The 24094-nt window shown below is 66.4% G+C and carries 22 protein-coding genes; 14 read left to right on the top strand and 8 right to left on the bottom strand.

The window, feature by feature from the left end; all coding sequences use genetic code 11:
- Positions 1-33 precede the first annotated feature (33 nt).
- From QPK31_RS09840 to QPK31_RS09830, 3 genes are all read right to left on the bottom strand, one after another.
- A complete protein-coding gene (locus QPK31_RS09840; RefSeq protein WP_290422755.1) occupies positions 34-1899 on the bottom strand; it encodes a feruloyl-CoA synthase in 1866 nt (621 codons plus the stop codon).
- 12 nt (positions 1900-1911) lie between these two features.
- Positions 1912-3357: an aldehyde dehydrogenase gene (locus tag QPK31_RS09835; protein ID WP_290422754.1), complete on the bottom strand. Its 1446-nt coding sequence runs from the start codon at positions 3355-3357 to the stop codon at positions 1912-1914.
- 212 nt (positions 3358-3569) lie between these two features.
- Positions 3570-4403: a p-hydroxycinnamoyl CoA hydratase/lyase gene (locus tag QPK31_RS09830; protein ID WP_290422753.1), complete on the bottom strand. Its 834-nt coding sequence runs from the start codon at positions 4401-4403 to the stop codon at positions 3570-3572.
- 90 nt (positions 4404-4493) lie between these two features.
- On the opposite strand from QPK31_RS09830, the gene QPK31_RS09825 reads away from it, so the two are divergent.
- From QPK31_RS09825 to QPK31_RS09815, 3 genes are all read left to right on the top strand, one after another.
- A complete protein-coding gene (locus QPK31_RS09825; RefSeq protein ID WP_290422752.1) occupies positions 4494-4961 on the top strand; it encodes a MarR family winged helix-turn-helix transcriptional regulator in 468 nt (155 codons plus the stop codon).
- A gap of 162 nt (positions 4962-5123) precedes the next feature.
- Positions 5124-5807, top strand: coding sequence for a hypothetical protein (locus tag QPK31_RS09820; RefSeq protein WP_290422751.1), 684 nt, complete (start codon positions 5124-5126; stop codon positions 5805-5807).
- Positions 5800-6456 (top strand): RES family NAD+ phosphorylase, encoded by a 657-nt coding sequence (locus tag QPK31_RS09815; RefSeq protein ID WP_290422750.1) that lies wholly within the window; start codon positions 5800-5802, stop codon positions 6454-6456. Before QPK31_RS09820 ends, QPK31_RS09815 begins: the two co-directional genes overlap by 8 nt.
- A gap of 16 nt (positions 6457-6472) precedes the next feature.
- Here QPK31_RS09815 and QPK31_RS09810 read toward each other — a convergent pair whose 3' ends face one another.
- The 3 genes from QPK31_RS09810 to QPK31_RS09800 form a co-directional block, all read right to left on the bottom strand.
- Positions 6473-7096 carry a 2-hydroxychromene-2-carboxylate isomerase gene (locus QPK31_RS09810; protein ID WP_290422749.1) on the bottom strand — a complete coding sequence of 208 codons (624 nt, stop codon included), beginning with the start codon at positions 7094-7096 and terminating at the stop codon, positions 6473-6475.
- Positions 7097-7103: 7 nt separating this feature from the next.
- The gene (locus tag QPK31_RS09805) at positions 7104-8783 is read right to left on the bottom strand and encodes an AMP-binding protein (RefSeq protein WP_290422748.1); all 1680 of its coding nucleotides are present in this window, start codon (positions 8781-8783) and stop codon (positions 7104-7106) included.
- A 148-nt stretch (positions 8784-8931) separates the two neighbouring features.
- Entirely contained in the window at positions 8932-9936 is a 1005-nt protein-coding gene (locus QPK31_RS09800) for an aldo/keto reductase (RefSeq protein WP_290422747.1), read from the bottom strand.
- A gap of 238 nt (positions 9937-10174) precedes the next feature.
- On the opposite strand from QPK31_RS09800, the gene QPK31_RS09795 reads away from it, so the two are divergent.
- The 3 genes from QPK31_RS09795 to QPK31_RS09785 all read left to right on the top strand — a co-directional run bounded on the left by QPK31_RS09795 (position 10175) and on the right by QPK31_RS09785 (position 14228).
- Positions 10175-11740, top strand: a complete 1566-nt coding sequence (locus QPK31_RS09795) for a CocE/NonD family hydrolase (RefSeq protein WP_290422746.1) — start codon at positions 10175-10177, stop codon at positions 11738-11740.
- A gap of 250 nt (positions 11741-11990) precedes the next feature.
- Positions 11991-13091: a DUF1176 domain-containing protein gene (locus QPK31_RS09790; RefSeq protein ID WP_290422745.1), complete on the top strand. Its 1101-nt coding sequence runs from the start codon at positions 11991-11993 to the stop codon at positions 13089-13091.
- 30 nt (positions 13092-13121) lie between these two features.
- On the top strand, positions 13122-14228 hold the full coding sequence (locus QPK31_RS09785; RefSeq protein ID WP_290422744.1) for a DUF1176 domain-containing protein: 1107 nt from the start codon (positions 13122-13124) through the stop codon (positions 14226-14228).
- 80 nt (positions 14229-14308) lie between these two features.
- Here QPK31_RS09785 and QPK31_RS09780 read toward each other — a convergent pair whose 3' ends face one another.
- Entirely contained in the window at positions 14309-15490 is a 1182-nt protein-coding gene (locus QPK31_RS09780; RefSeq protein WP_290422743.1) for an ABC transporter substrate-binding protein, read from the bottom strand.
- A 218-nt stretch (positions 15491-15708) separates the two neighbouring features.
- On the opposite strand from QPK31_RS09780, the gene QPK31_RS09775 reads away from it, so the two are divergent.
- Positions 15709-16809 carry a porin gene (locus QPK31_RS09775; protein ID WP_290422742.1) on the top strand — a complete coding sequence of 367 codons (1101 nt, stop codon included), beginning with the start codon at positions 15709-15711 and terminating at the stop codon, positions 16807-16809.
- Between the two features lie 164 nt (positions 16810-16973).
- Here the strand turns inward: QPK31_RS09775 and QPK31_RS09770 are convergent, their stop codons facing one another.
- A complete protein-coding gene (locus QPK31_RS09770; protein WP_290422741.1) occupies positions 16974-17828 on the bottom strand; it encodes an IclR family transcriptional regulator C-terminal domain-containing protein in 855 nt (284 codons plus the stop codon).
- A 168-nt stretch (positions 17829-17996) separates the two neighbouring features.
- On the opposite strand from QPK31_RS09770, the gene QPK31_RS09765 reads away from it, so the two are divergent.
- The 7 genes from QPK31_RS09765 (at position 17997) to QPK31_RS09735 (ending at position 23954) form a co-directional block, all read left to right on the top strand.
- A complete protein-coding gene (locus QPK31_RS09765) occupies positions 17997-18662 on the top strand; it encodes a 3-oxoacid CoA-transferase subunit A (protein WP_290422740.1) in 666 nt (221 codons plus the stop codon).
- Positions 18659-19315: a CoA transferase subunit B gene (locus QPK31_RS09760; RefSeq protein ID WP_290422739.1), complete on the top strand. Its 657-nt coding sequence runs from the start codon at positions 18659-18661 to the stop codon at positions 19313-19315. Before QPK31_RS09765 ends, QPK31_RS09760 begins: the two co-directional genes overlap by 4 nt.
- Positions 19312-20529, top strand: coding sequence for a 3-oxoadipyl-CoA thiolase (pcaF, locus tag QPK31_RS09755; RefSeq protein WP_290422738.1), 1218 nt, complete (start codon positions 19312-19314; stop codon positions 20527-20529). Before QPK31_RS09760 ends, pcaF begins: the two co-directional genes overlap by 4 nt.
- A 72-nt stretch (positions 20530-20601) precedes the next feature.
- Complete coding sequence (locus tag QPK31_RS09750; RefSeq protein ID WP_290422737.1) at positions 20602-21468, top strand: branched-chain amino acid ABC transporter permease; 867 nt, start codon at positions 20602-20604, stop codon at positions 21466-21468.
- Positions 21465-22511, top strand: coding sequence for a branched-chain amino acid ABC transporter permease (locus QPK31_RS09745; RefSeq protein WP_290422736.1), 1047 nt, complete (start codon positions 21465-21467; stop codon positions 22509-22511). Before QPK31_RS09750 ends, QPK31_RS09745 begins: the two co-directional genes overlap by 4 nt.
- The gene (locus tag QPK31_RS09740) at positions 22508-23260 is read left to right on the top strand and encodes an ABC transporter ATP-binding protein (RefSeq protein ID WP_290422735.1); all 753 of its coding nucleotides are present in this window, start codon (positions 22508-22510) and stop codon (positions 23258-23260) included. Before QPK31_RS09745 ends, QPK31_RS09740 begins: the two co-directional genes overlap by 4 nt.
- A complete protein-coding gene (locus QPK31_RS09735; RefSeq protein WP_290422734.1) occupies positions 23253-23954 on the top strand; it encodes an ABC transporter ATP-binding protein in 702 nt (233 codons plus the stop codon). Before QPK31_RS09740 ends, QPK31_RS09735 begins: the two co-directional genes overlap by 8 nt.
- The last annotated feature ends 140 nt before the right edge of the window (positions 23955-24094 follow it).

Here is a 24094-nt window from a genome sequence, read left to right as displayed (position 1 = left end):
GTTATGTACTTCTGTCGTGATGCATGCCTGTCTTTATGCCGCAACTATCGTGCTCGAATCCGTACCGTCGTACAGCGCCTCGACCAGTGCCGCGCGCCGGTTCAGCACCGCCGCCTGGTTGATCGATCCCTTGTCGGTCAGCTCGCGGTGGTCGATCGACGGCGGCTCGGCCAGCAGGAGCAGGCGGTCAATGCGCATCGAGGAACCGCTGGCGCCGACGTTCAGCCTGTCCAGCAGGGTCTTGAAGTGGGCGCGTACCGTTGCGTGCGCGAGGATGTCTTCTGCCGGCGAACCGGCAGGCAGCCCGGCCAGTTCGCAGCAGTGGTCCATGCGCGGGAACACCATCAGGCCGATGGCGCTGCGGTTGATGCCCGTGACCACCGCGTCCTGCACATACGGCGCGCCCTGGCTGATGACGCGCGCCCGCAGCGGGCCGACGCTGACAAAGGTGCCGGAGCTGAGCTTGAAGTCCTCGGCGATGCGGCCGTCGAACATGAAGCCGAGCGCCGGCTGGGCGGGGTCGAAGAAACGCAGGGCGTCGCCGGTGCAGTAATAGCCGTCGTCGTCGAAGGCCTCGGCCGTGAGGTGCGGCGCGCGCCAGTAGCCGGGCGTGACATGGGGGCCGTGGAAGCGCGCTTCCAGCTTGTCGCCGACCGGCACCAGCTTGACCTTGCAACCCGGCGCCGGCACGCCGACATACCCCGCCTTGACGATGGGGCCGGTGCCGAAGGTGCAGGACGGCGAGGTCTCGGTCATCCCGAGGCCGGTCATGATGCGGATGGTTTCGCCGGCGCGCTGCAGGGCTACGCGGTCGAGATGGTCCCAGCAGGCCTGAGACAGGCCGGCGCCGGCGCAGAAGAACAGTTTCACGCGCGAGAAGAAGTTGGCGGCGAGGGCGTCGTCGGCTTCCAGCGCCTCGGCCAGCATCTCCCAGCCGGCCGGGATGTTGAAGTAGACGGTCGGCGCGATCTCACGCAGGTTGCGCAGCGTGCCTTCGAACTCGCGGCGGGTGGCGCGGCCGTCGTCGATGTACAGCGTGCCGCCGTTATACAGTACGATGCCGACGTTGTGGCTGCCGCCGAAGGTATGGTTCCAGGGCAGCCAGTCGAGCAGCACCGGCGGGTCCATGCCCAGGAAGGGGAAGGTCTGCAGCAGCATCTGCTGGTTACTGCACAACATGCCGTGTGTGGTGATCACGGCCTTCGGCTTCTTGGTCGAGCCGGAGGTGAACAGGAACTTGGCGATCGTCTGCGGACCGACGTCGGCGTTGCGGGCGTCGACCGTCGTCGGCTCGGTGGCGAGCATGGCAGCGAAGCGCGTCGCAGGGCGTCCGGGCACGTCGCCGTGGGCCAGGATCAGTTCCACGCCGTCCGGCAGCACGGCGTCGATGGCGCGCGCATACGCTGCGCCGTCGGAGGCGTAGATGGCGCCGGGCGTCAGCTGCTCGATCAGGTCGCGCAGCTTGGCCGGGTCGGTGGCCACCAGCGAGTAGGCCGGCGACAGCGGAGAATAGGGCACGCCGGCGTACATCGCGCCCAGGGCCAACTGGAAGTGTTCGAGGTCGTTCCCGGACAGGATCACCAGCGGGCGCTCGCTGGATAAATCGCGGTCGAGCAGGGCCTGGCCGATGCTGCGGGCGCTCTCCAGCACCTGGGCATACGACAGGCGGATCCATTCGCCGTCCAGTCCGCGGCGCGCCACCAGGGTGCGCTCGGGGTGATTCCGGGCGCCCTCGACCAGGCGGTCGGTGAAGCGCGCGGGCACGGGTTGCAGCGGCGTGACGGCGTCCACGTGCCAGGCGCCATCCACCTGGTACGCTGCGACCTCGGGGTGCCCGAGTTCGACTTGACGCCTTTTTACGCTACCGCTGCCGCCTTCCTCAATCGTCGATTGGGTCATGGCGGCCTCCGCTCAGATCGGGAAGTGACGCGGGGTGGTCTGGACCGTGATCCAGCGCAGGTCGGTGAACTCGGCAATCGCCGCCTTGCCGCCGAAGCGCCCGTAGCCGCTGCCCTTCACGCCGCCGAAGGGCATCTGCGCCTCGTCGTGCACGGTCGGGCCGTTGATGTGGCAGATGCCCGATTCGATGCGCTGGGCCACCGCCATGGCGCGGCCGATGTCGCGGCTGAACACGGCCGAGGACAGGCCGTATTCGCTGTCGTTGGCGAGGCGGATCGCTTCCTCGTCGCTGTCGAAGCGCAGCACCGAGACGATCGGGCCGAAGGATTCTTCCTGGTAGACCAGCATCTCCGGCGTGACCTTGTCGACGATGGCCGGCTGCATGATGTTGCCCTCGACGCCTTCGCCGGATTGCGTGACCTTGGCGCCGCGCGCGCGCGCGTCCTGCAGCATGGCGTCCACGCGCAGGGCCGCCGCCGGGTCGACCATGCCGGCCAGCGGCGCGTCGGAGCGGGCCGCCTTCAGGGTGGCGGTCTTCACTGCCAGCTTCTCGACGAAGGCATCGGCCACTTTGCTATCGACCAGGATGCGGTCGGCCGACATGCAGATCTGGCCCTGGTTGAAGAAGGCGGAGAAGGCGGCGGCTTCGACGGCGGCGTCGAGGTCGGCGTCGTCCAGCACCACGACCGGGTTCTTGCCGCCCAGTTCCAGCAGCACCGGCTTCAGGTATTTTGCGGCGGTCTGCGCAATGATGCGGCCGACCTTGGTCGAACCGGTGAAGTTCACGCGGCGCACGGCCGGTGCGGCGATCAGGCGCTCGACGATGGCCGGCGCGTCGTCCGGCGCGTTCGTGATGACGTTGATCACGCCCGGCGGGAAGCCGGCGTCGACGAACACCTGGCCGATCAGGCGGTGCAGGGCCGGGCACAGTTCCGAGGCTTTCAGGATCACGGTATTGCCGCAGGCGAGCGGCATGGCCACCGCGCGCGTGCCGAGGATCACCGGCGCATTCCACGGGGCGATGCCGACCACCACGCCGCAGGCCTGGCGCACGCCCATGGCGAGCGAGCCCGGCACGTCGGACGGGATGACTTCGCCGGCGATCTGGGTGGTCATCGACGCCGCTTCGCGAAGCATGTTGGCGGCCAGGGTGACGTTGAACTGGTACCACACCGGCGCGCCGCCGGCTTCTTCGACCGCGGCTTCGACGAACTGGCCGCGCAGGGCTTCCATCTTGTCGGCGGCTTTCAGGAGCAGGGCGCGGCGGGCGCCCGGTTGCATGGCCGACCAGGCAGGGAAGGCGGCTTGGGCAGCGGCGACGGCGGCGTCGACGTCGTCGAGCGTGGCGGCCGGGGCGCGGGTGGCGATTTCGCCGGTGGCGGGATTGTGGCGTTCGAAGCTGGCGCCATTCGAGGCGGGGCGCGACTCGCCGTTGATCAGCAGATCGGTCTGGAACATCAGAGGTCTCCTCTGTTATCGGATAGAAGGCGGCCGCTGCGGAGAGCGTGTGAAAAATCGCCATGGCTGCGTTGCATCGTCTCGCCGTACACTCGTACTGTCTTCGACGATGCGTCGGGTGGCCGCATCCCTTGCCCTGACGCTTTTTCACACGCTCTCAGAGTGGCTGCCGCCATTATTATTGTTTTGCTCTTAATACGCAGTTATATTTATTAGCCCCGTTTATAGGTCTGCAAGCCCGGCTTGATGGTCTTGTCGTCCAGGAACTGCTTGAGGCCTTCCTTGCGGCCTTTTTCCGGGTCGCGGTAATTCGACTGGTCGGTCTTGGCGTACAGGTAGTCTTCGCCTTGTTCCCAGGTCAGTTCGCGGGCGCGCTTGAAGCCGATCTTGGCGTAGCGCAGCACCACCGGGTTCTTTTCCAGCAGCTTGCCGGCCAGTTCGATCACGGCCTCGCGCAGCTGCTCCTTCGGCACGCTCTTGTTGACCAGGCCCATGCTCGCCGCTTCCTTGCCGGTGAAGGTGTCGCCGGTCATGATGTAGTGCAGGGCGTTGCGGTGACCCATGGTGTCGGCCACGGCCTTGCTGACCAGGTTGCCCGGCGGGATGCCCCAGTTGACTTCCGACAGGCCGAATACGGCGTCGTCGGCGGCAATCGCCAGGTCGCAGGCGACCAGCGGAGAAAACGCGCCGCCGAAGCACCAGCCGTTGACCATCGCGATGGTCGCCTTGCTGTACATGCGCAGCAGTTTCCACTGCCACTGCGAGCAGTCGCGGCGGATGCGTTCCTGGGTGATTTCCGGCTTGCCGTCGGTTTCGCGGAAGTATTCCTTCAGGTCCATGCCGGCGGTCCAGGCGTCGCCGGCGCCGGTGAGGACGATGACTTGCGCATCGTCGTCGAGCTCGAGGGTTTCGAGCACGTCGATCATCTCGCGGTTCAGCGTCGGGCTCATCGCATTGCGCTTCTCCGGACGGTTCAGGGTGATCCAGCCGATACCGTTCTCCACATCCACTTTGACGGTTTGCCAGCGTGCCTCGTATTTGGACATACAATGTCTCCTCGTAGTAAATTTTGTATCAGGCTGCCTGATATGTGGCTTATACTATACGGGCCTGATCGGCTTTACAAGTACCTTTTTATGAACACTGCAAAAAAATTATCGCCCGTCCCGAAGACCTCGAAACCGACCAGCCTGGCCTACCTGGTGGGCCGCCTCGACCACATCTTGAAGCAGCGTCTGCGCGACAGCCTGGCGCCCTGCGGGCTGTCGGTGCCGCAGTACACGGCGCTGTCGGTGTTCCGCGCGCACGGTTCGCTCTCGAACGCCCAGCTTGCGGCACGCACGATGACCTCGCCGCAATCGGCCAACGAGATGGTCAAGCAGATGGAAGCGAAGGGCTGGATCGCGCGCACGCCCGATCCGGCACATGGGCGCATCATCCAGATCGGCTTGACGGAGTCCGGGCAGGCGGCGCTGGACGAATGCGATGCGCACGTGGCCGAGCTGGAGCAGTTGATGTTTGCCGACCTGGACGAGGACGCGAAGACGACGTTGCAGGCGCAGTTGCGGGGAGCGGTGCGGGCACTCAGTTTGCAGGGCCTGTAACCAAGCCGCTGCCTGCGGCTGATCCCGTGTGCCGGCTACATTCTCGAGGCGCTCGTCCGTAGGAAACGCTTGCTACCAGGTTCGCAACGATGCCGCTACTAGCAATGTAAGGTTATTTGGGTTGCCATGAAATCACGTTAACTCATCTCATCTGGAGCTGCCATGAGTGTCCTAGCCGCTTACCCGCTTGCGTTTCCCGAAGGGTCGACCTTGACTGGCCTGGGGCGCGAGGTGCGAGAGAAGCTGGAGACGGTGCCGAACGAGCCTGTCGTGGCCGTCGTCTTGCCCCGGGGGAGTGGGGCGTCGGCGGGTGCGATCGCGCAAACACTCCAAAACATCGCCCAGCTGGTGCCGTCGCTGATCGAGTCCCAGCAGCAGCAGGCGATCAAGGCGGTGGTCGAGGCCTTGATGCCGAAGGTGATGCCGCTGCCGAACGTGCTGAAAGAGGCCGAGATGCAAGCCCGTGCGCGGGCCGCGGTGCTGGCCAGCGGCGACTGGATGACGGCGAGCCAGATCGCCAACGCAGCCGGCTTCAGTTCTTCCAATCCGAGCGCCCAGCCGAGCAAGTGGAAACGCGAGAAAGCCATCTTCACGATTTCGCACAATGGCGTCGACTATTTTCCAGGTTACGGGCTCGACCCTGCCGCAGGCTACCGGCCATTGAAGACCCTGGCCAACATCATCCAGATCTTCGAACACAGCAAGGATGGATGGGGACTGGCTTACTGGTTCCTGTCGCCAAACAGCTTCCTCGGCGGGCAGAGGCCGCAAGACCTGCTGCGCAGTGCGCCGCAACGGGTTGCCGATGCCGCCGCGGACGAGCTGGAAGGCGTGGCGCATGGCTGATGCCGGCAAAGCCATCGCGCCGCCGCCCATGCCGCATGTGTCCAGGGTCCGCTGGCGCAGCGGGAATGTGCTCCATCGCATCCATCTTGAGGATTATCCGGGCGAGGTATTCAATCCCGGCATCCGCGGCAATGCGCGCTTCAGTCCCATCAAGGACGCCGCCGGCGCGCTCATCCCCACCTTGTATGCCGGCGACTCGTTCGAATGCGCCGCCATGGAAACGGTATTCCACGATGTGCCATATGTCGCCGGCGTCAAGACTTACGACAAGGCGAAGTTGACTGGTCAAACGTGTAGCCAGCTGCAAGCCGCCCACGACCTCTTTCTCGCTGATTTCAGCAGCAAGGCACTCAGGAAACTCGGTGTACGCCGCGACCAGCTGATCGATACCGAAAAAGACCAGTACCCGATGACCCGCCGATGGGCCGAGGCGATCCACGCGCAGGAGCCGGATATCCAGGGTTTATGCTGGACCTCGCGCCAGGACGACAGCGCCAAGGCCGTCGTCCTGTTCGGCGACCGCATCCCCGCTGGCGTACTGACGCCTGTTTCGACGCCGCTCGGCGTTGCCGCCGACGCGGCGTGCTACGGCGCCTTGCTGGCCCTGGCCGAACACATCGGCGTCTGGATCGTTCCAGGCAGGGCGTAGTCGGCAACCATGCGATTCAAGCCCTGACAACACCCACGCCGGTTGCGCGCACTGCCGTGTATTCGGGGCGCGCGAACAAACCTGGCTCATCGAGGAAGCGCGTCGCCCACGCGACCGTGTCATTGCCCCAGAAGACCTGCCCGCGCAGCAGCAGGCTCGGCACGCCGAACACGCCCGCGTCGATCGCTTCCTGCGTATTCGCGATCAGCTGTTGCTTCACTTCCGGCCGGCCGATCAGCCCGGCCGGCTCGCGCACGCCGAGCCTCTCGGCCAGCGCATCGAATTCGACCTCCGGATCGCGCCCCTCGCCGAAGATGAAACCGAAGGCCTTGCCGATCGCGTCCTCCGGCGCATCAAGCGCCACCATCAGCCGCTGCGCCGCGAGCGGATTGAAGGGATGGCGCGGCGGCATGCGGAAGGGAAGGCCCTGCACGCCGGCCTGCCATACGCAATACTGGTAAGTGTGCAGCCGCTTGGGCGCCGTCTCGGCCGGCCCCTTGGTGCCCCAGTGCTTCAGCATCCCCGCGAGCAGCACCGGCACCGGCTCGATCCGCATGCGTTCGCGCAGCGGCGACAGCGAATGAAAATGCAGGTAGGCGAAAGGCGAAATCAGATCGTAGTACCAGCGCGCCGTTTCCATGTTCGCCTCAACCCGCCAGCCCGAGATCGGTCGCCGCCTGCTCGCGCAGCAGGTACTTCTGGATCTTGCCGGTCACCGTCATCGGAAATTGCGTCACGAAGCGAATATGGCGCGGAATCTTGTAGTGGGCGATCTGCCCCTTGCAGAAGTCGCGGATCTCGTCGGCCTCCGCTTCCATCCCGGGCCGCAGGATGATGCAGGCGCACAGCTCCTCGCCGAACTTCGCATCCGGCACGCCGACGCACTGCACGTCCAGTACCTTCGGATGCTTGTACAGGAATTCCTCGATCTCGCGCGGATAGATGTTCTCGCCGCCGCGGATCACCATGTCCTTGGCGCGGCCGACGATGGTGGCGAAACCGTTCTCGTCGATCACGGCCAGGTCGCCGGTATGCATCCAGCGCGCCGCATCGATGGTCTCCCGGGTCTTTTCCTCGTCGCCCCAGTAGCCCAGCATCACCGAATAGCCGCGCGTGAGCAGTTCTCCCTTCACGCCGCGCGGCACGATGCGCCCGTCGGCGTCGACGATCTTGACTTCCAGGTGCGGGTGCACGCGGCCGATGGTGGCCACCCGCAGCGGCACCGGATCATCGGTCGAACTCTGGAAGCTGACCGGCGAGGTTTCCGTCATGCCGTAGGCAATCGTGATCTCGGACAGGTGCATGCGCTCGATCACGCGGCTCATCACCTCGGCCGGGCAGGGCGAGCCGGCCATGATCCCGGTACGCAGGGTCGACAGATCGTATTGGCCGAAGTCCGGATGGTCGAGCAGGGCGATGAACATGGTCGGCACGCCATGCAGCCCGCTGCAGCGCTCGGCCTGCACCGTCTCGAGCACCGACTTCGGCTCGAAACCTTCACCGGGGAAGACCATGGTCGCGCCATGCGTCACGCAGGCCAGGTTCCCCAGCACCATGCCGAAGCAGTGGTACAGCGGCACCGGGATGCAGAGGCGGTCGATGTGCGTGAGCTTCATCGCCTCGCCGATGAAGAAGCCGTTGTTCAGGATATTGTGGTGCGTGAGCGTTGCGCCTTTCGGCGAACCCGTGGTGCCCGAGGTGAACTGGATGTTCACCGGGTCGTCGAATTGCAGCGCCGCGCCCAGCGTCGCCAGGCTCTCCAGTTGCCCGGCGCTCGGCTGCGCCAACAAATCGTCGAAGTTCAGCATGCCCGGCGTCTGCTCGCTGCCCAGGCGGATCACATGGCGCAGTTGCGGCAGCTTCCCGGAGCGCAGCTGCGACGGCGCCGCGTCGCGGATTTCCGGCACCACGTCCTGCACCATGCCGATGTAGTCGCTGGTCTTGAAGACGGGCGACAAAATCAGGGCCGCACACTGCACCTTGCCCAGCACATACTCCAGTTCCGAGCGCCGGTAGGCCGGGTTGATGTTCACCATGATCAGGCCGGCGCGCGCGGTGGCGAACTGCACCAATACCCATTCGGCGCAGTTCTGCGACCAGATGCCGACGCGGTCGCCCGGCTGCAGGCCCAGGGCCAGCAGGCCGGCCGCGAGGCGTGTCACGCGTTCGTCGAAGTCGCGGTAGGTCCAGCGCACGCCCTGGTGCGGGACGACGAGCGCGTCGTTGTCGCCGTGGCGGGCTGCGATGTCGGTAAGGAAGTCGCCGATGGTCTGGCCGATCAGGGGCACGTCGTGCGCGCCATGGACGTAGCTTGGCTGGGCTTGCATGTTGTCTCCATATCCTTGTTGTTGTCTATGGTGTGCCGCTGCGCTGTGCCGCGCAGTCGGCATGCCCCGCATACGCGGGCGCAGATGCATGACGTCGGCCGCCGCGCCTGCGGGGCAGGGCGGCGGCCTGTCTTGCGTATGCTACAGCTTACACCACCGGCTTGCGCGGTGGGATGGGTGCGTCCTGCGGCAGCAGGCCCTCGGCCTGCAGCGCTTCCCAGAAGGCGGCCGGGATCTGGATATCCATCAGCGCGGCATTGCGCTTCAGGTGCTGCGGGCTGCTGGCGCCAGGAATCGTCGCCGCCACCACCGGATGCGCCAGCCCGAACTGCAGCGCCGCCGCCGGCAAGTCGACGCCGTGTTCGGCGGCCACCTTGCGCAGGCGCTCGCGCTGCGCATGCTGCTCGGGCTTGGCCGGCTGGTAGTCGTAATGCTCGCCGCCGGCCAGGAAGCCGGAATTGAAGGGCCCGCCGAGCACCACGCTGGCGCCGCGCTGCGCGCACAGCGGGAAGAACTCCTGCAGCGGCGTGGTTTCCATCAGCGTGTAGCGGCCGGCCAGCAGGAAGATGTCGGGGTCGGACTGCCGCAGCGCGCGCATGCAGGGCTCGATGGTGTTCACGCCCATGCCCCAGCCCTTGATCAGGCCTTCCTCGCGCAGCTTGACCAGGCCCTCGAAGGCGCCGTTCCTGCCGGCCGCGATGCCGAAATGGTGTTCGAATTCGGCCTGGGGCAGGGCGTCGGGCGAGAGGTCGTGCACGTAGACGATGTCGACGTGGCCGAGCGCCAGGCGTTGCAGGCTGTCTTCGACGGCGCGGCGCACGCCGTCGGCCGTGTAGTCGAGCACGCGCTTGAAGGGCAGCGAGCCGACGAAGGGCGCCGCGATCTCGCCGCCCGCGTGCGGCACCAGCAGGCGCCCGACCTTGGTCGACAGCGTGTACGCGTCGCGCGGACGGCGGCGCAGGGCCTGGCCGAAGCGGTGCTCGGACAGGCCGGCGCCGTAGTGCGGCGCGGTGTCGAAATAGCGGATGCCCGCTTCCCACGCGGCGTCGACGGTGGCCGATGCCGCCTCGTCGCTGGTGGTGTGGTACATGTCGCCCAGCCCGGTGCCACCCAGGCCCAGGCGCGTGATCGGTCGATAGCGCTGGTTCACCATTGGTCCTTTCTCGTTCGGTTAGTCGGTGGGGCGCGGTTTGCCGGTCGCCTCCCTGACTTATGCTACACCGCACCATCGCAGGGGAGGGCACGGTTGACCGACGACCGCAGCGGCCATGCCATGCGCATGCCTCGCATCCATTCATAGACAAACTTGTCTAGATGCTCTACCATCGGCTCCGCCATACCCGTCGTTGCCAGCCATCCCGCCAAACCTCACACGAAAGAAAGCCCTTGCGATGCCGCGCCTGTTCACGCTCATGCTCATGCTCCTGTTCCTGTGCAGCGCCATGGCCGCCCGCGCGGCCGATAGCTTCACCTTCTCGAACCCGCCCGGGCCGCATGCCGTGGGCGTGAAAGTGGTCCAGCAGTACGACCGCTCGCGTCTCTACAAGACGGCAATCGACCTCTACACCGGCGAGCCGGCCCAGGGCGAAAGGGCGCGTCCGATCCAGGTGCTCGTCTGGTATCCGGCCGCACAGGGCGGGAAGCGCCTGAGCTTCCGCGACTATCTCGACACCAGCATGGGCGAGGACGACTTCACGCGCAGTGCCGCCGAGCGCAGGCGCTTCGCCGACCGCCTGATCGAGGAGGGCGGCGGTGCGCGCCGTGCGGCACTGCTGCGCGACCTGGCGCGCCCGATGCTGGCGGTACGCGATGCCCGTGCGAAGCAGGGCAGGTTTCCGGTCGTGGTCTATGCCCCGGGCTTTTCGGCGAGCGCCATCGAGAACGCCGACTTGTGCGAATACCTGGCCAGCCACGGCTACGTCGTGCTGGCCAGTCCCTCGCTGGGCGAGCACCGGCGCGAAACCACGCTGACCGCCGAAGGCCTGGAACCGCAAGCGCGCGACATCTCCTGGCTGATCGGCTTTGCGGACACCCTCGCGCACGCCGATACCGGCAGGCTGGCGGTGGCCGGCTTCAGCTGGGGCGGGCTGGCGAATATGGTGGCCGCGGCCAGGGACCCGCGCATCAAGGCGCTCGTCAGCCTGGAAGGCTCGGTGCGCTACTTCCCCGAACTCGTCGACGGCGGCAAGGACGCGGTCAGGAACGTCTCGCCGGCGCGCGTGGCCGTGCCGCTGCTGTATGTGGGCGCGCGCCCGGAACCCGACGAAGCGCCCAGCAAGGACCCGGCTCCGTCCTTCATCGACGGGATGCGCTACGCCGACGTGGTGCTGGTCACCCTGGAGCCGATGCGCCATGTCGATTTTTCGTCGCTGAACGGGCGCTTTGCGGCGGACAGCGACTTCGTGAGCCATACGCGCGACGAGGTGGCGACCGCCTATGGCTGGGCCGCACGCTATACGCTGCGCTTCCTCGACGCCCAGCTGAAGGGGGACGCTGCCGGCCGCGCCTTCATCGATAACACGCCGGCTGCGAACGGCGCGGCCGGCAACCTGGTGACGGTCGACATCCGCCGCAAGACGCAGGACCCTGCGCCAGGCTGGGAGAGCTTCGTCGCGCGGCTGAGGGCGCAAGGCTTCGAGCATGCGATTCCGGTGTACACGCAGTTGCAGGCGCAGGGCGCCAGCTTCAAGGTCGAGCGCAACGACTTCATCGGCTGGGCCACCGCCCTGAAACAGCGCGGGCGCTTTGCCCAGGCGCGCGAAATCTTCCGCCTCGGCGACCATCTCTACCCCAGCCTGTGGGCGAAGCTGGACCTCGCCGAGATGCAGGTCAAGACCGGAGAGGTACAAGCCGCCGCGCAAACCTACCGCACGATAATCGCGCTCGAACCGGACAACGACACGGCACGAGCCTGGCTGCGCAGGCACGAATCGGATGACGCCACGTCGCCTCCTTGAGCGTTCATGGAAGAACAGGCCAGGGGCCGAACAGCGCGGCTTGAAGCAATATGCGGTGCGGCTTGCTTCCCGTTCGCAAACTCCAACGGCCCGGATCGTGTTTTCTTGCAGGGAGTTGACCGTCGAGCACGCGGTCCACACGGATAGCGGCTGAGTTGTCTTGCCAACAAAACAACGGTAACGTAGACTTCGGTTGTCCTGGAACAAGCCGATGGGCCGAGCCCGCGGGCGCTCGCGCACAATACGACACATGAAACGACTGTTCACCGCATTCCCGGCCCTGGGCCTGTCCCTGCTGGCCGCTTCCTGGAACGCCAATGGCGCCGAGCTGCCCAGGCTGCGGTTTTCCTACGGTGACTGGGAGATCGCCTGCGATAACACGCGCACCTGCCGCGCCGCCGGGTATGACAGTGAAAACAGCAGCGACGCTGGGAACAATGACGGCGCCGGGCAGCGGCGGATGTCGGTGCTGCTGACCCGCAAGGCCGGTCCGGATACCCTCGTCCATGCCGAACTCCAGATCGGCACCTACGAGGACACCCAGCCCGCCGCGCCGCTGCCTAGGACGCTGTCGCTGACCATGACCATCGACGGCAAGGAGCACGGCAAGGTCGCCGTCACCGGGGACAATCCGACGGTCGACCTCGCGCCCGGCCAGACGCAAGCCTTGCTGGCGGCGCTCACACGGGTGAGCAAGATCGCGTGGACGGACGGCCCGTTTACCTGGCGCCTGTCCGACGCCGGCGCCGCCGCGGTCCTGCTCAAGATGGACGCGTTCCAGGGCCGCGTCGGCACCCCAGGCGCGCTGGTGCGCAAGGGCGCCAGGCTTGAAACCAGCGTCCTGGCCCCCTTGCCGGAACCCGTGGTCCGCGTACCCGCGCTCGACGACAGGGCCATCGACCTGCCGGCGCCCCGGCTGGCAGCCTTGCGCCAGGCCCTGAAGGCGCCGGCCGACACCTGCACGGAGCCGGACAATATCGACGGCACGCCCGGCGACATCGCCGTCTGGCGCCTGACCGGCGGCAAGCTGCTGGCGTCCTTGCCGTGCTGGCGGGCGGCGTATAACGAGGGCGCCGCCTATTGGGTCGTCAACGCCAGGCCGCCGTACGCGCCGCGGCTGGTGACGACCGCCGGCAACGGCTACGCGTCCGGGATCATCGGTTCCTCGTTGAAGGGACGCGGGCTGGGCGACTGCTTTTCGTTCGACGAATGGACCTGGGACGGCAAGGTCTTCGTGCATAGCAGCGAGGGCGACACCGGCGATTGCAGGCTGGTCGCGCCGGGTGGCGCCTGGGTGCTGCCGGTAATGGTGACCGCCGTGCAGCCGGCGCGCCCTACAAACAGGCCCTGAGGGCCGTCACGCTCGATTGGAGAACGACGAATGAGATCGACCCGCAATGCGGCCTTCCTGGCCATGCTGGCTGCCTGCGCCACGACCGGGGCGGCCGCCATCGAGCCTGCCGGTGCGCCTGGCGTGCGCTTCGAGCACGGCGACTGGGAACTGGCCTGCGACAATACCCGCACCTGCCGCGCCGCCGGCTACCACAGCACGAGCGGCAGCGACGATGACGACGCGGAGGCCGCCGGCAACGGCGAGCCGCTGCCGGTGTCCGTCCTGTTCACGCGCAAGGCCGGGCCGAACGAAGCCGTACGCGGCGAATTCCAGATCGGGAACCCCGGCGCCGACCAGACCACCGACCAGCTGCCGCAGCGAATGACGCTGGCGATGAGGATCAACGGGCAGGCGCATGGCAAGGTGCTGATCGAGCAGGGCAAATGGACAGTCGACCTGGCGCCGGCCCAGACGCAGGCGCTGCTGTCATCGCTGACCCGCCGCAGCAGGATCGCGTGGACGGACGGCACCCGCACCTGGCGCCTGTCCGACAAGGGAGCGGCGGCGGTGCTGCTCAAGATGGATGAATTCCAGGGCCGCCTCGGTACGCCCGGCGCCCTGGCGCGCAAGGGCGCGCGCGACGAGAAGACCGTGTTGCCGCCGCTGCCGGCGCCCGTGGTGGTGGCCGCCGCCGTGCCGCGTCAGGATCTCGTCACGTGGCCGAAGGCGCGCCTGGATGCCCTGCGTGCGGCGCTCAAGACGCAGGCCGAGGACTGCCCGGTCCTGACCGAACCCGGCGAGTCGCCAAACGAGATCATCGTGCGGCGCCTGTCGGGTGGCAAGCTGCTGGCTTCCACGCTGTGCTGGCGCGGGGCTTCCAACACAGGCGATGCCTACTGGGTGATCAATGCGAACCCGCCGTACGCGCCCGAACTGGTGACCAGCTACGGCGCGGGCTACGACGCCGGCAAGATCGACGGCTCGCAAAAGGGCCGCGGCATGGGCGACTGCTGGGCCTTCGAACACTGGACCTGGGACGGCAAGCGCTTCGTCCATACGAACCTGGGCAACAGCGGCGCCTGCAATGGCATCGCGCCCGGCGGCGCCTGGTCCTTGCCGACCCTGGTGACGACCGTGCGCAAGCCGGGCGCGTAGCCGCGTCCCCGCGTGCAGATACCCGGCATTCGGACAGCATGGCTGAGCCCGTGTCCGAATGTCAGACCTGACCCCGGCTGTTACTGCTTGCCCGGGTCCTTCAAGTTCGGGAACTGGTCGAACTCGATGTTGTAGGGTTCGCCGTTGACTTTTTCCACCTTGCGCACGTACACCGTCTGCACCACGTCGCGCGTGGCCGGGTCGATGCTGATCGGGCCGCGCGGGCTGTTGATCTTCATGCCCTTCAATACCGCCATCGCCTCGGTGCCGTCGATCTTGCCGCCGAGCTTGTTGCTGACCTGGTAGATCGCGTTCATGCCGTCGTAGGCGGCAACGGCCATGAAGTTCGGGCGGCCGCCCTGCGGGTTGGTGGCGGCGAAGCTTTTCAGGAAGGCGTCGTTTTCGGGCGACTTGTGCGCGGCCGAGTAGTGGAAGGTGGTGATCACGCCCAAGGTGTTGTCGCCCATGGCCGGCAGTACGTGGTCGTCGGTCAGGTCGCCGGTGGCGATCACCTTGATGCCGGCAGCGGCCAGGCCGCGCTCGCGGTAGCCCTTCATGAAGGCGATGCTCTGCTCTCCGGCCGGCACGAACACGAACACGGCGTCCGGCTTGGCGTCCTTGATGCGCTGGATGAAGGGGGCGAACTCCGGATTGCGCAGCGGGACGCGGATCGCTTCCACCACCTTGCCGCCGTTCTTCACCAGGCGGTCGCTGAAGGCCTTCTCGGCATCGATGCCGGGGCCGTAGTCGGCCACCACCGTCGCCACGTTCTTGATCTTGTTCTTCAGCGCCCAGTCGCCCATCGGCGCCGAGATCTGCGGCAGCGTCATCGAGAAGCGCGCGATGTAGTCGGACTTGGTGGTGATGACGGACGTCGCCGCATTCATGATGATCATCGGCTTCTTGGCCTGCTGCGCGATCGGCGCCACCGCCAGGGCTTCCGGCGTCAGGCCGAAGCCGGCCAGGAAGTCGACCTTGTCGCGCACCACCAGCTCCTGCGCGAGGCGCTTGGCGATCTCCGGCGACGGGCCGGTGGTGTCCTTGTAGATGATCTGGATCTTCTTGCCGGCGACGCTGTCGCCGTTCTGCGCCATCCAGGCCTTGATCCCGCCCTGCATCTGCTTGCCGTAGTCGGCGAAGGGACCCGAGAAGGAGGCGATCACGCCGACCTTGATGGTGTCCTGGGCCCAGGCCGCGGGTGCGGCGAAGGTAGTGGCAAAGGCGGTGGCCGCGGCGAGCGCCGCGATGGTCTTCGATTGCATGCTTGTCTCCTGTCGGTTGGTCTGCTTGTCGTCTGCTTGTCGCTTACTTGTCGTCCATGTGCACGCCGGCGATGTCGTCGCTATGTCGCAACCTCATCAAAAAATGACTCAAGCATATTGTTGACAAGGTTCCGTGACAACAATAGTATCGTTTTAGCGTTCGATTAACAACCTCTTGTTCGATAATCGAACGCGTACAATAAACCAACGGAGACAACATGAAGAACATCCTGTCCAGCGCAGCCGCGCTGGTGTGCGGCCTGGCCGCCGTTTCTGCCGCCACCTCGGCACAAGCCCAGACCTCGGTCCAGGTCTACGGTATCGTCGACAGCGGCGTCGCCCACATGACCAATGTGAACGCCGCCGGCGACTCGAACACCAAGGTGCCGTCGCTGACCAGCTCCTTCCCCTCGCGCATCGGCTTCAAGGGCAGCGAGGAACTCGGCGGCGGCTTGCAGGCGTTCTTCGTGCTGGAAAGCGGCCTGGCGATGGACAACGGATCGTCCCAGCAGGGCGGACGCATGTTCGGCCGCGCGGCGCAGGTGGGCCTGAAGGGCGACTGGGGCACGCTGACCCTGGGCCGCCAGAACAACATGACCTACATCTCGGGCCTGAAGACCGACGTCCTCGGCCCGCATTTGTTCGCGATCGGCAGCATCGATCCCTACCTGCCTAACGCGCGCAGCGACAACGCCATCGGCTACATGGGCAACTTCAACGGCTTCGTGGTGGGCGCCACCTACAGCTTCGGGCGCGACGCCTCCGCCGCCGGCGGACCGGCCGCCACCAACTGCGGCGGCGAAGTGGCGGGCAACTCGAAGGCCTGCCGCCAGTACACGGCGCTGCTCGGCTACGAGAACAAGCAGTGGGGCCTGAACGCGTCCTACGACCGCCTGAACGGCAACACGGGCGCGGCCGGCGGCCTGACCAGCCCGAACAACACCGACATCCGCACCACCGTCAACGGCTACCTGATGCTGGGCGCCACCAAGATCGGCGGCGGCGCCATCGACCGCGAAACGAATGCGGCCACCGGCCAGACCGAGTCGCTGCTGTGGTACCTGGGCGTGAGCCACCCGGTCAACAACTTCGTGGTCGACGTCCAGGCCGCGGCGCGCAACACGAAGAACTCCGACGACGACGTCACCATGCTGGTGGCGCGCCTGAGCTACGCGCTGTCGAAGCGCACCGTCCTGTACACGGCGATTGGCCGCATGGACAACGACGGCGCCTCGGCGGTCGCGCTGGACGCCGGCGGTACTGTCGGTGCGGGCAAGACCCAGAATGGTGTCATGGTGGGCTTGCGCCACCATTTCTGATTTCCCGGCCACGGTGCTGTCTGGTGGGTTCGAGAACCCACCCTACGGTATCGGGCGGCGTAGGGTGGGTTCTCGACCCCACCATGACCGCGGCCGCATGTCGAAACGCGGCCCGTGGCGATGTCAGGTTCGAGCACCCACCCGATGGCCGCGTGAGTAGGGCGTCACGGCAGCAGCACCGAGAGTTCCTGCGCCCCGCGCAACAGCACCGGCAGGAACTCCCCCTGCATCCGCTCGACGCTGACGCGGGCCGCCTGGGCGCCCACGTTCAGCGCCGCGACCACCTGGCCCGAGGCGCCGCGCACCGGCACCGAGATCGAGCGCAGACCCAGTTCCAGTTCCTCGTCGTTGATGGCGTAGCCGTCCTGGCGCACTCCAAGCAGGATCTCGCGCAGGCGCTTTTGCGTGGTGACGGTCTTGTCGGTCATCGCCTTCAGGCGGGTCCTGGCGAAGTAGGCGTTCAGTTCGTCCGGCGGCAAGTGGGCCAGCATCACCCGGCCCAGCGAGGTGCAGTAGGCGGGCAGGCGGCTGCCGGTGTTCAGGGCCACCGACATCACGCGCGTGGTGGCGGCGCGCGCCACGTACAGCACTTCGCCGTCGTCGAGCACGGCCAGCGAACTCGATTCGCCCAGCTCGCGGCTGATGTTGTTCAGGTAGGGCTGGCTGGAGACGGTGAGCGGCGTCGACGACAAATACGAGTAGCCGAGGGTCAGCACCTTGGGCCGCAGCGAGAAGTTGTTGTGCTCGGCGTCGACGTAGCCGAGCTGCTGCAGCGTGTACAGGCAGCGGCGCACGGCGGCGCGCGGGATGCCGGTCTTCTGGCTGATCTGGGCGATGGTCTGCGGCTTGCGCGAATCGCTGAAGGCGCGCACCACGGCCAGGCCGCGCGCCAGCGAGGTCATGAAACTCGGGTCGGTGAGGGCGTCGATCTGCTCGGCGATGCTGAGTTCGCGTTCTTCGCCGCCGGCATCGAGTTCAAGGCTGTCGGCCTCGGTATGGGGGATCGCAATATTTGTCATGGCGGGATTGTAATGCAGCGGGGTGCGCTTCGATTGGTCTTTTTTCTTGACCTTTCGGCCACGCTACCACTACACTGCGTTGGGCGGTAATCAAACAATAGTTCGCTTATCGAACAACGGCAACATCATTTCAAGTGGGCCGGATGGATCAGGCCCCAAGGTGGAGACATGATCGACAAAACCTATGAATCGCTGGAGCGTGCCGTCGCCGACGTGCACGACGGGGCGACCGTCATGATCGGCGGCTTCGGCAATGCGGGCATGCCCGCGCAGCTGATCGACGCACTCATCGCGCAGGGCGCGCGTGAGCTCACGATCGTCAACAACAACGCCGGCAACGGCGACACCGGGCTGGCCGCGCTGCTGGCCGCCAAGCGGGTACGCAAGATCATCTGCTCCTTCCCGCGCCAGACCGACTCCCACCATTTCGACGCCCTGTACCGCGCCGGCGAGATCGAACTCGAACTCACCCCGCAAGGCAACCTGGCCGAACGCATCCGCGCCGCCGGCGCCGGCATCGGCGGCTTCTTTACCCCCACCGGCTATGGCACGCTGCTGGCCGAGGGCAAGGAAACGCGCCTGATCGAGGGCCGCTATTACGTGCTGGAGTCGCCGATCCACGCCGACTACGCGCTGATCAAGGCCCATCGCGGCGACCGCTGGGGCAACCTCGTCTACCGCAAGACCGCGCGCAACTTCGGCCCGATCATGGCGATGGCGGCGAAGACCACCATCGCCCAGGTGGCGGACATCGTGCCGCTCGGCGAACTCGACCCGGAAGTCATCGTCACCCCGGGCATCTTCGTCCAGCGCGTCGTCAAGGAGGCAGCATGAACAAGTTCACCCGCGACCAGATCGCCGCGCGCGTGGCCCAGGACATCCACGAGGGCGCCTACGTCAATCTCGGCATCGGCCTGCCGACGATGGTGGCCAACTACCTGCCGGCAGACCGTGAAGTCTTCCTGCACAGCGAGAACGGCCTGCTCGGCATGGGTCCGGCGCCGGCTGAAGGCGAGGAAGACGAAGACCTGATCAACGCCGGCAAGCAGCCGGTGACCCTGCTCACCGGCGGCGCCTATTTCCACCACGGCGATTCGTTTGCCATGATGCGCGGCGGCCACCTCGACATCTGCGTGCTGGGCGCGTTCCAGGTCTCGGAAAAGGGCGACCTGGCCAACTGGCATACCGGCGCGCCGGACGCGATTCCCGCCGTCGGCGGCGCCATGGACCTGGCAATCGGCGCCAAGCAGGTGTTCGTGATGATGGACCACCAGACCAAGACCGGCGAAAGCAAGGTGGTGCAGCAATGCACCTACCCGCTGACTGGCGTGGCCTGCGTCAACCGTATCTATACCGACCTGGCTGTCCTCGACGTCACGCCGCATGGCCTGCGCGTACGCGAGATGGCGCCGGGCCTGAGCCTGCCCGAGCTGCAGGCCGTCACGGCGGCGCCCTTGCTGCCACCAGAATCAGGAGACCCAGCATGACCGACGCCTACATTATCGATGCGATCCGCACGCCCATCGGCCGCTACGGCGGGTCGCTGAAAGACGTGCGCGCCGACGACCTCGGCGCCATCCCCATGCGCGAACTCATGTCGCGCAATCCCTCCGTCGACTGGAGCCAGGTCGACGACGTGATCTACGGCTGCGCCAACCAGGCAGGCGAAGACAACCGCAACGTCGCCCACATGGCCTCGCTGCTGGCCGGCTTGCCGCCGGACGTGCCGGGCACCACCGTGAACCGCCTGTGCGGCTCGGGCATGGACGCCATCGGCATCGCCGCGCGCGCCATCAAGGCCGGCGAAACCCAGCTGATGATCGCCGGCGGCGTCGAATCGATGACGCGCGCGCCTTTCGTGATGGGCAAGGCGGATGCCGCCTTCTCGCGCCAGGCCACGATCTACGACACCACCATCGGCTGGCGCTTCCCGAATAAACAGATGAAGCACCTGTACGGCACCGATTCGATGCCGGAAACGGCCGAGAACGTGGCCGTGGACTACAAGGTGTCGCGCGAAGACCAGGACCGCTTTGCCCTGGCCAGCCAGCAGAAGGTGGCGCGCGCCCAGAAAGAAGGCCTGTTCGCGGACGAGATCGTGCCGGTGCTGATTCCCCAGAGCCGCCGCGCAGCGGGGGCGGCCTACCACGTCCGCTTCGAGCATGACGAGCATCCGCGCGAGACCAGCCTCGAGGCGCTGGCGAAATTGAAAGGCGTCGTGCATCCGGAAGGCTCGGTCACGGCCGGGAACGCCTCCGGCGTGAACGATGGCGCCTGTGCGCTCCTGATCGCGAGCGGCGAGGCGGTGGCGAAATATGGCCTCACGCCCAAGGCGCGCATCGTCGGCATGGCCACCGCCGGCGTGCCGCCTCGCGTGATGGGCATCGGCCCGGCGCCGGCATCGAAGAAACTGCTGGCCCAGCTGGGTATGACGATCGACCAGATGGACATCATCGAGCTGAACGAAGCATTCGCATCGCAAGCCCTGGCCGTGTTGCGCGAACTCGGCGTTGCAGACGACGATCGGAGGGTGAATCCCTACGGCGGCGGCATCGCCCTGGGCCACCCGCTGGGCATGAGCGGCGCCCGGCTGGTGACCACGGCGATGTACCAGCTGCACCGCACCGGTGGGCGCTACGCGCTGTGTACCATGTGCATCGGCGTGGGGCAGGGCATCGCCATGGTGATCGAACGCGTCTGAGCGCGTTGATTGACAAGAAGAGAAGCAGGAGACAAACATGACATACCAAGACACCTCACGCGGGAGGCTGCCATGATCGGCAACTTCATCGGCGTCCTATTCGACGGCATCGCCTACGGCGCGCTGCTGTTCCTGATCAGCGTCGGCCTCTCGGTCACGATGGGCATGATGAACTTCATTAACCTGGCCCACGGCGCCTTCGCCATGGTCGGCGGCTATGTCTGCGTGAGCCTGCTCGGCAAGCTCGGCCTGCCTTTCCTGGCCACGCTGCCGCTGGCTTTTGTTGCGGCGGCCGTGGTCGGCCTGGTGCTGGAGCGCTCGCTGTACCGCCAGCTGTATAAAGCCTCGCACCTGGACCAGGTGCTGTTCTCGATCGGCCTGACCTTCATGGCGGTGGCCGGCGCCACCTTCCTGTTCGGCCCGACCCAGCAGCCGGTGCACCTGCCGGACTGGCTGCGCGGCCAGGTACACGTGCTCGGTCTCGACCTCGGCTCCTACCGCCTGTTCCTGATCGGCGTGGTGGTGCTGGTCACGCTCGGCCTCTACCTGCTGATCGAACGCACCCGCTTCGGCGCCCAGATCCGCGCTTCGGTCGACAACCAGACCGCGGCCGAAGGCCTGGGCATCAACGTCAGCCGCGTGTTCTCGCTGACCTTCGCGCTCGGCTCGGGCCTGGCCGGCCTGGGCGGCGGCCTCGGCATCGACGTGCTGGGCCTGGACCCGAGCTTCCCCGTCAAGTACATGGTCTACTTCCTGCTGGTGGTGGCCGTGGGCGGCGCCGGTTCCATCAAGGGGCCGCTGATCGCGGCGATCATCCTCGGCGTGTTCGACGTCGCCGGTAAATATTATGTGCCGGAAGTGGGCGCCTTCGTCATCTACACGCTGATGGTGGTGCTGCTCATCCTGTTCCCGTTCGGCCTGGTACGGAGGAAAGCATGAACGCCTATTCGACGACGGCCCTGAAGGCCAAGACTGATGCCACCCCAAGCCCGGAAGCGCAAGCCGTGAACCACAGCGCGCTGCGCCTGCCGAACGACCGCTGGAAGGCATTGGAGATCGTGTTCTGGCTGCTGCCGGTGGCCTCCTACTTCTTCTTCCCGGACTACCTGGTGCTGATCAGCCAGATCATGATCATCGGCCTGTTCGCGATGTCGCTCGACCTGATCCTGGGCTATGCCGGCATCGTCTCGCTGGGGCACGCGGCCTTCTTCGGGCTGGGCGCCTATACGGCTGGCCTGCTGTCGGTGCATGGCTGGGGCGAGCCGATCTCCGGGCTGCTGGCGGCGGCCGTGGTCGCGGCGGTGGCCGGCTTCATCGTCAGCTTCCTGGTGGTGCGCGGCCAGGACCTGGCGCGGCTGATGGTCACCCTCGGCATCGGCCTGATGCTGTTCGAGGCGGCGAACAAGGCGGCCTTCATCACCGGCGGTGTCGATGGCCTGTCGGGCATGGTGATGGAGCCGCTGTTCGGCACCTTCGAGTTCGACCTCTTCGGCAAGACGGCCTTCTGGTACAGCTTTGCCGTGCTGTTCATCCTGTTCGTGGCCATGCGCCGCCTGGTGAATTCGCCGTTCGGCCTGTCGCTGCGCGGCATCCGCGAAGGCGGGCGCCGCATGCCGGCGATCGGCGCGCATGTCGACCGCCGCCTGGTGGCCGTCTTCACCCTGGGCGCGGCGGTGGCCGGCATCGCCGGCGCGTTGCTGGCCCAGACCACGCAGTTCGTGGGCCTGGACGTGCTCGGCTTCCCGCGTTCGGCGGAACTCCTGATCATGCTGGTGCTGGGCGGGACCGGGCGCCTGTACGGCGCGCTGGTCGGCGCGGCCGTGTTCATGGTCGCCCAGGACAAGATCTCGGGCTTCGATCCGACCTACTGGCAGTTCTACATCGGCCTGCTGCTGGTGCTGATCGTGCTGTTCGCACGCGGCGGCATCCTCGGCGGCCTGGAAAAAATCGTCGCCCGTTTCAAACGTTCGGAGGCAGCATGACCATGACCCTGCGCACCGAAGCGCTCTGCAAGCAGTGGGGCGGCTTCAAGGCCAACACCGATATCTCGCTGACCTTCGAACCGGGCGCGCGCCACGCGCTGATCGGCCCGAACGGCGCCGGCAAGACCACCTTCATCAACCTGCTGACCGGGGGCTTCCCGCCGTCCAGCGGCAAGGTCTGGCTCGGCGACGAGGACATCACCAAACTGGCCCAGCACGAGCGGGTAAAGCGCGGCATGACGCGCACCTTCCAGATCAATACCCTGTTCGCGGGCATGACGGTGCTGGAATCGGTGATGCTGGCGATCTGCGAGCGACGCGGCCTGCAGAAAGTATGGTGGAAGACGGTCGCGAACCATGCCGACGTGGTCGAGGAAGCGATGGCCCTGCTGGCCACGCTGAAGCTGACGAAAGAGGCGAACAGCATCACGCGCAGCATGGCTTACGGCAAGCAGCGCCTGGTGGAGATCGCCCTGGCGCTGGCCACCAGGCCGACGATTTTGCTGCTGGACGAGCCGGCGGCCGGCATTCCCTCGGCCGAGAGCAAGGAGCTGTTCGAGGTCATCGCCGGCCTGCCGCGCGACGTGACGGTACTCTTCATCGAGCACGACATGGGCCTGGTGTTCCGCTTTGCCGACCGCATCACCGTGCTAGTGGGCGGCAAGGTGCTGACCGAAGGCACGCCCGAGGAGATCGCGGCCGATCCGCGCGTGAAGGAAGTGTATCTGGGGGAGGCCGAACATGCCTGAATTGCTTGCGCTTGACCGCGTGACCGCCGGATACGGCGAGTCGATCGTTCTAGAGGATGTGTCGTTCACCATGAACGAGGGCGACAGCCTGGCGCTGCTGGGCCGGAATGGCGTCGGCAAGACCAGTCTGCTGGTCACGCTGATGGGGTTGACCAAGCTGCACAAGGGCTCGATCCGCTGGGCCGGCGGCGACATCGCGCGCGTGCCGACCTATAAGCGCTCGCGCTCGGGGCTGGGCTGGGTGCCGCAGGAACGCCATATGTTCCCGTCGCTGACGGTCGAGGAACACTTGACCGTCGTCGAACGCCCGGGGCCGTGGAACCTGGCCAAGATCTACGAGATCTTCCCGCGCTTGCACGAGCGCCGCGCCAACATGGGCAATCAATTGTCTGGTGGCGAACAACAAATGTTGGCCATCGCCCGGGCGCTGATGACCAATCCGCGCATCCTGCTGCTGGATGAGCCAATGGAAGGGCTGGCGCCGATCATCGTGCAGGAACTGGTGCGGGTGATCCGGCGGCTGGTGGCGGATGAAGGCATGTCGGTGATCGTGGTCGAGCAGCATGCGCGGCTCGCCTTGTCGCTGACCTCGCGTGCGATCGTATTGGATCGCGGGCGGATCGTGCATGACTCGGATTCGGCCAGCTTGCTGGCCGATGGAGAAAAGCTCGATCGGCTCGTGGCTGTCGCGTAGGGTGGACGGGTCCCCCCGTCCACGGTCGATAGTTGGCAGCGAGATCAACGAGCACGCAATCGGAGCCGATAACGATCGACGCGTGGACGGGGAACCCGTCCACCCTACGGTCACATTAAAGCGCCAACAACGCGCAACCA

The organism is Massilia sp. YIM B02769 (assembly GCF_030411995.1).
Classification (GTDB): domain Bacteria; phylum Pseudomonadota; class Gammaproteobacteria; order Burkholderiales; family Burkholderiaceae_D; genus Telluria.
The sequence above is the reverse complement of the archived record's forward strand: the minus strand, read 5'-3'. Positions and strand labels throughout refer to the sequence as shown.

Coding starts and splice junctions, on each gene's coding strand:
- QPK31_RS09800 (WP_290422747.1), bottom strand. CDS start 9,936: ATGGTGAACCAGCGCTATCGACCGATCACGCGCCTGGGCCTGGGTGGC.
- pcaF (WP_290422738.1), top strand. CDS start 19,312: ATGACCGACGCCTACATTATCGATGCGATCCGCACGCCCATCGGCCGC.
- QPK31_RS09745 (WP_290422736.1), top strand. CDS start 21,465: ATGAACGCCTATTCGACGACGGCCCTGAAGGCCAAGACTGATGCCACC.
- QPK31_RS09815 (WP_290422750.1), top strand. CDS start 5,800: ATGGCTGATGCCGGCAAAGCCATCGCGCCGCCGCCCATGCCGCATGTG.
- QPK31_RS09780 (WP_290422743.1), bottom strand. CDS start 15,490: ATGCAATCGAAGACCATCGCGGCGCTCGCCGCGGCCACCGCCTTTGCC.
- QPK31_RS09735 (WP_290422734.1), top strand. CDS start 23,253: ATGCCTGAATTGCTTGCGCTTGACCGCGTGACCGCCGGATACGGCGAG.
- QPK31_RS09825 (WP_290422752.1), top strand. CDS start 4,494: ATGAACACTGCAAAAAAATTATCGCCCGTCCCGAAGACCTCGAAACCG.
- QPK31_RS09840 (WP_290422755.1), bottom strand. CDS start 1,899: ATGACCCAATCGACGATTGAGGAAGGCGGCAGCGGTAGCGTAAAAAGG.
- QPK31_RS09740 (WP_290422735.1), top strand. CDS start 22,508: ATGACCATGACCCTGCGCACCGAAGCGCTCTGCAAGCAGTGGGGCGGC.
- QPK31_RS09820 (WP_290422751.1), top strand. CDS start 5,124: ATGAGTGTCCTAGCCGCTTACCCGCTTGCGTTTCCCGAAGGGTCGACC.
- QPK31_RS09775 (WP_290422742.1), top strand. CDS start 15,709: ATGAAGAACATCCTGTCCAGCGCAGCCGCGCTGGTGTGCGGCCTGGCC.
- QPK31_RS09830 (WP_290422753.1), bottom strand. CDS start 4,403: ATGTCCAAATACGAGGCACGCTGGCAAACCGTCAAAGTGGATGTGGAG.
- QPK31_RS09790 (WP_290422745.1), top strand. CDS start 11,991: ATGAAACGACTGTTCACCGCATTCCCGGCCCTGGGCCTGTCCCTGCTG.
- QPK31_RS09810 (WP_290422749.1), bottom strand. CDS start 7,096: ATGGAAACGGCGCGCTGGTACTACGATCTGATTTCGCCTTTCGCCTAC.
- QPK31_RS09750 (WP_290422737.1), top strand. CDS start 20,602: ATGATCGGCAACTTCATCGGCGTCCTATTCGACGGCATCGCCTACGGC.
- QPK31_RS09785 (WP_290422744.1), top strand. CDS start 13,122: ATGAGATCGACCCGCAATGCGGCCTTCCTGGCCATGCTGGCTGCCTGC.
- QPK31_RS09760 (WP_290422739.1), top strand. CDS start 18,659: ATGAACAAGTTCACCCGCGACCAGATCGCCGCGCGCGTGGCCCAGGAC.
- QPK31_RS09795 (WP_290422746.1), top strand. CDS start 10,175: ATGCCGCGCCTGTTCACGCTCATGCTCATGCTCCTGTTCCTGTGCAGC.
- QPK31_RS09765 (WP_290422740.1), top strand. CDS start 17,997: ATGATCGACAAAACCTATGAATCGCTGGAGCGTGCCGTCGCCGACGTG.
- QPK31_RS09770 (WP_290422741.1), bottom strand. CDS start 17,828: ATGACAAATATTGCGATCCCCCATACCGAGGCCGACAGCCTTGAACTC.
- QPK31_RS09835 (WP_290422754.1), bottom strand. CDS start 3,357: ATGTTCCAGACCGATCTGCTGATCAACGGCGAGTCGCGCCCCGCCTCG.
- QPK31_RS09805 (WP_290422748.1), bottom strand. CDS start 8,783: ATGCAAGCCCAGCCAAGCTACGTCCATGGCGCGCACGACGTGCCCCTG.